Source organism: Allomuricauda sp. TY007 (assembly GCF_010468565.1).
Classification (GTDB): Bacteria; Bacteroidota; Bacteroidia; order Flavobacteriales; family Flavobacteriaceae; genus Flagellimonas.
The window spans coordinates 1-4449 of record NZ_WUEG01000029.1; the positions used below are offsets into that span (position 1 = coordinate 1).

3 protein-coding genes are annotated in these 4449 nt (G+C 46.5%); all 3 read left to right on the forward strand.

Going from position 1 to position 4449, the window contains the following annotated elements; translation table 11 throughout:
- Positions 1-339 precede the first annotated feature (339 nt).
- Positions 340-3144, forward strand: coding sequence for a M16 family metallopeptidase (locus GO009_RS17125; protein WP_163627937.1), 2805 nt, complete (start codon positions 340-342; stop codon positions 3142-3144).
- Positions 3145-3246: 102 nt separating this feature from the next.
- Complete coding sequence (locus GO009_RS17130) at positions 3247-3693, forward strand: protein-disulfide reductase DsbD domain-containing protein (RefSeq protein ID WP_163627938.1); 447 nt, start codon at positions 3247-3249, stop codon at positions 3691-3693.
- Positions 3694-3734: 41 nt separating this feature from the next.
- On the forward strand, positions 3735-4449 hold a 715-nt coding region (locus GO009_RS17945; RefSeq protein ID WP_313790243.1), incomplete at its 3' end, for a cytochrome c biogenesis protein CcdA.

The following is a 4449-nucleotide window of genomic DNA, read 5'->3' on the forward strand; positions in this document are numbered from 1 at the left end:
ACAGAATAGATATAAAAGGAGAATCAATGAGAAGAAAATTGAAAAATAAAAACTAAGTTTAACCCAAGGATAGATCAAATCTGGGCAGTCCATTTGCCATGGTCAGTTTCATCCGGCGAAGGTGGGTCAGTTTACCCGGCTTATCCATAAGGGGAAAGGAACTAGAGGAATTTTTAAGCACATATTTTAACTAAGGCACAAGACCACTTTTCATTGTATTGATTACAATTTAACCCACCCACCTTTCTTGTTCGAACGGTCCTTGTTTTGGTCATGGTCCGTAGAGCAAGGGGAATGGCGTGCGGTCAACTGCTACTTCAATTTAAAGACGACAACAGAATGAAATATACTATCACATGCCTTTTATGCTTTGGGCTTTCACTGATCGGGTTTGCACAGGAGCTGGACCTGGATGCCCCGCTTCCCGCGGATCCCGAGATCCGGAAGGGGGTATTGCCCAACGGCTTGACCTACTATATCAAACGTACCGATGTAACCAAGGGAGTCGCCAGTTACTATATCATCCAGAACGTAGGGTCTATTTTGGAAAATGATGCCCAACAGGGGTTGGCGCATTTTTTGGAACACATGGCCTTTAACGGGACCAAGAACTTTGAGGGCAAAGGAATTTTGAACACCATGCAACAACATGGGCTGCTCTTTGGCCGCGACATCAATGCCTATACGTCTTTTGATGAGACCGTGTACAATATCAACAACGTCCCGACGACCCCGGAACTCATCGATACCGGCCTGTTGATTTTGCACGATTGGTCCAATGCGCTATTATTGACCGATGAGGAAATCGATGCCGAGCGGGGGGTCATCACCGAAGAGTGGAGGACCCGCCAAAGTGGGGGGATGCGCATCCTGACCCAATCCCTTGCTTCGGTCTTCAACCATACCAAATATGCGGAGCGCATGCCCATAGGCTCCATGGAAGTGGTGCAAAATTTTGAATACAAGACCCTGCGTGACTTTTACCATGATTGGTACCGGACGGACCTGCAGGCCATTGCCATAGTCGGGGATGTGGACGTGGCGACGATCGAGGCCAAAATAAAGACGCTGTTCTCCACTATCGAACCGGTGAAAGACCCCAAGGAGCGATTTCTTGTGGAGATACCGCAGAACGAGGAATTGTTGTTCACAATGGCCATGGACGATGAAGTGACGACCTCCAGTATATCCCTGGGCATTGTACACCCCTATTCGCTAGAGGATAAGACCGTGGGCGATCTAAAAAAAACGCTATTGGACAATATGGCAATGAATATGCTGTCCAAAAGGGTGGGGGAACTGTCCCGAAAACCCGATGCCCCGTTTTTAGGGGCCCATATCAACTATGGGAACCATTCACGGACCACCAAATCCTTCAATGTCTCCATCACCCCAAAACCTGACCAACAGCATGAAGCGTTGAGGGCAGTGCTGTCAGAGGTGGTACGGGCGGTGAAATATGGCTTTACCGAAGCAGAGATCCAACGGACAATCGATGAAGTGAAGAACGATTATGAAAACCAGATTATCAAAAAGGACGATAGGTCACACGGTCAGATTGTTTCCATCATCCAGAACAACTACCTGAGCAATGCGGCCATGACCGATATGGAACAGGAGTATAAGCTGGTGAAGACCATTCTTGATAACCTTGACCCTGAAGCGCTGCATGAAGCCATCAAGAATTTGTATGGTGCAAAAAACAGGTTCCTATTGGTCACTGGGGTCAAGGGAAGGGACAATTTGACCCAAGCGGAAGCGGTGGCCCTTATGGATGCCGTAGAGAACGATGAAAGCCTCCAGCCCTATACCGATACTTTTTTGGGCAAGACATTGGTGACAGGGCTTGCCATTGCACCAGGGAGCATCGTATCGGAAGAAGAGGATAGCTTGGGAGCCACTACATTTACCTTGAGCAATGGGGTGAAGGTACATTATAAATTTGCCGATAAGAACAAGAACGATGTACAGTTGAAAGCCATTAGTTATGGTGGTAAGTCCCTGCTCTCCAACGATGACCTGCCCTCTGCCGATATGTTGGGCCATGTGATCAATGCCTCAGGTTTGGGTAACTATTCCTCAAGCGATCTGCCAAAAGTCTTGTCAGGAAAAACCGCCTCCACCAGCATACATTTGGATGGTCTGACAGAACGTATTTCAGGACATTCCGCGACCAAGGATGTCGAGACCCTGATGCAGATGGTCTATCTGCGATTTGTAGCTCCCCGATTCGATGAGGACGGATTTAAGGTGGTGCTCCAAAATGCAAGAAATTACAGTATAAGTCGGAGTGAGAACCTTGGTAAAAAAATGGCGGACAGCACCACCATAGCCCTATATGGAAAAGATCACCCCAAACGGCGCCTGTTCAATGAACAATATATAAACGATGCATCCTTTGAAAGAGTGAAGAACATTTATTTGGATAGATTTGGCAATGCCGCTGATTTTGAGTTTTTCGTGGTGGGCGACGTGACCAAAGATTCCCTTAAACTCCTATTGGAAACCTATATCGCCAGTATCCCCACTTATGCGGCAAGGGAACAATGGAAGGATAATTCGGATGAGTGGGTCAAAGATGTCATTGAAAAAGAGATTCATCTAAAAATGGAGGACCCCAAGAGCTCGGTCCGGATAGCCTATAAGAACAACATGGCATACAGCCTGAGAAATGCGATGTTGGCCAGGACCTTGGGCGATATCTTGACCTTGCGGTACATCGAGACACTCCGCGAGGAGGAAGGGGGGACCTATGGGGCAAGGGCCCATGGCAATCTCTCCAAACGACCGGTGCAGGAAGCCTCCGTCTTTGTGAACTTTGATTGCAATCCCGATAAGGTGGAATCCCTGACCAAGATTGCCCAACATGAAATTACGAAAATTGCCAAGGGGGATATCCAACAACTCGACCTGGACAAAACACTGACCAGTTATCTGAAGGAAAGAAAACAGCATAAGGACTACAATAGTTTTGATATGGACCTGCTGACGACCTTTTACAGGGAAGGGTATCATATGGACGACCCGAAGAATTTTGAGGATATCATAGCTTCAATCACCCCAAAGGATCTTCAAGTGTTCACCAAGAAATTGTTGAAAGAGGCCAAGTCTTATTCCATTGTGTTCAAACCTAAAAAACCATAATTAAAAATAGGATTCCGGAAATTTTTGTTTTCAAGTTTTGGATTAGCTCCCTATTTCTTAACCAAAGGGTGCAGTGCTGCACCCTTTTTAAATGTTCTAAAAATGAAAAGACTAGTATTGCTTGCCCTGTTGCTGAGCTTTTTTTACGGTAAGACACAGATTTATGATCCCGTGAAATGGACCACGACCGTCAAACAGGTGTCCGATACGGATTATGATCTGATCGCCACGGCCACTATTGAGGACCAATGGCACCTCTATTCCCAAAGCGTGCCCGATAATGGGCCATTGCCCACCACCTTTATCTTCAAGGGCAGTGAACACTATCTTAAAAAAGGCAATACATGGGAAGAAAGCGGGCATACCGTGGAAGACCCGATTTTCAATATGGAAATCAAATACTTTGAGACCAAGGCCACCTTTGTGCAGCGAGTCAGGGTGAAGGGTAAAAAAGGGTTCCGCATCGAAGCTGTGGTGGAATTTATGGTATGTGACAACACCAAGTGCCTGCCACCAAAGGAAATGGACCTGATTTTTGAAGTGCAATGATTTTAAGATTCAATTTAGTAGGGACCAAGCTTATGGAAAGTGTGAAGACAAAATTATGGTGTGCCCTGTTTTTTGTCCTTGGTGTATTGAACGCCCAGGATACCCAACCGGTGCAATGGACCACCACAGTGGAAAAAATATCGGATACGCAATATCGATTGATCTCCAGGGCATCCATTGAAAAAGGTTGGTTTTTGATATCACAGGACGTCACTGGAGATGATTATTCCCCGACGATGTTCCTCTATGATATCGATGCCTCCACAACATTATTGGGCAATACCGATGAGGAAACAGACGCCATGGTTCGGGAACCCGTTCATGGCCCTGGGGTAAAAAGCTTTGTGAAAGAGGCTGTTTTTGTACAAAAAATAGAAACTGCGCCAACGGTATCCAAGATCCGGGCCTTTGTCGAATATATGGTATGTGATGATACCCGTTGTCTGCCTCCTGCCGAAGGGGAATTGGTATTTGACCTGAGCGGGCAGCGGGCAAAGGAATCCAATACCGATGACATGCACCAAGAAGATAATGGGATTGATGACCCAAAAGGGATGTGGTCCATTTTTTTTATAGCGTTTCTTTCGGGTTTTGCGGCATTATTGACACCCTGTGTGTTCCCGATGATACCCATGACGGTCAGTTTCTTTACCAAACAGAGCAAGAACCGTGCGCAGGGGGTCAAAAACGCTGTTTTTTATGGTATCTCCATCGTATTGATCTATGTGGTGTTGGGATCACTGGTGACCGCCGTTT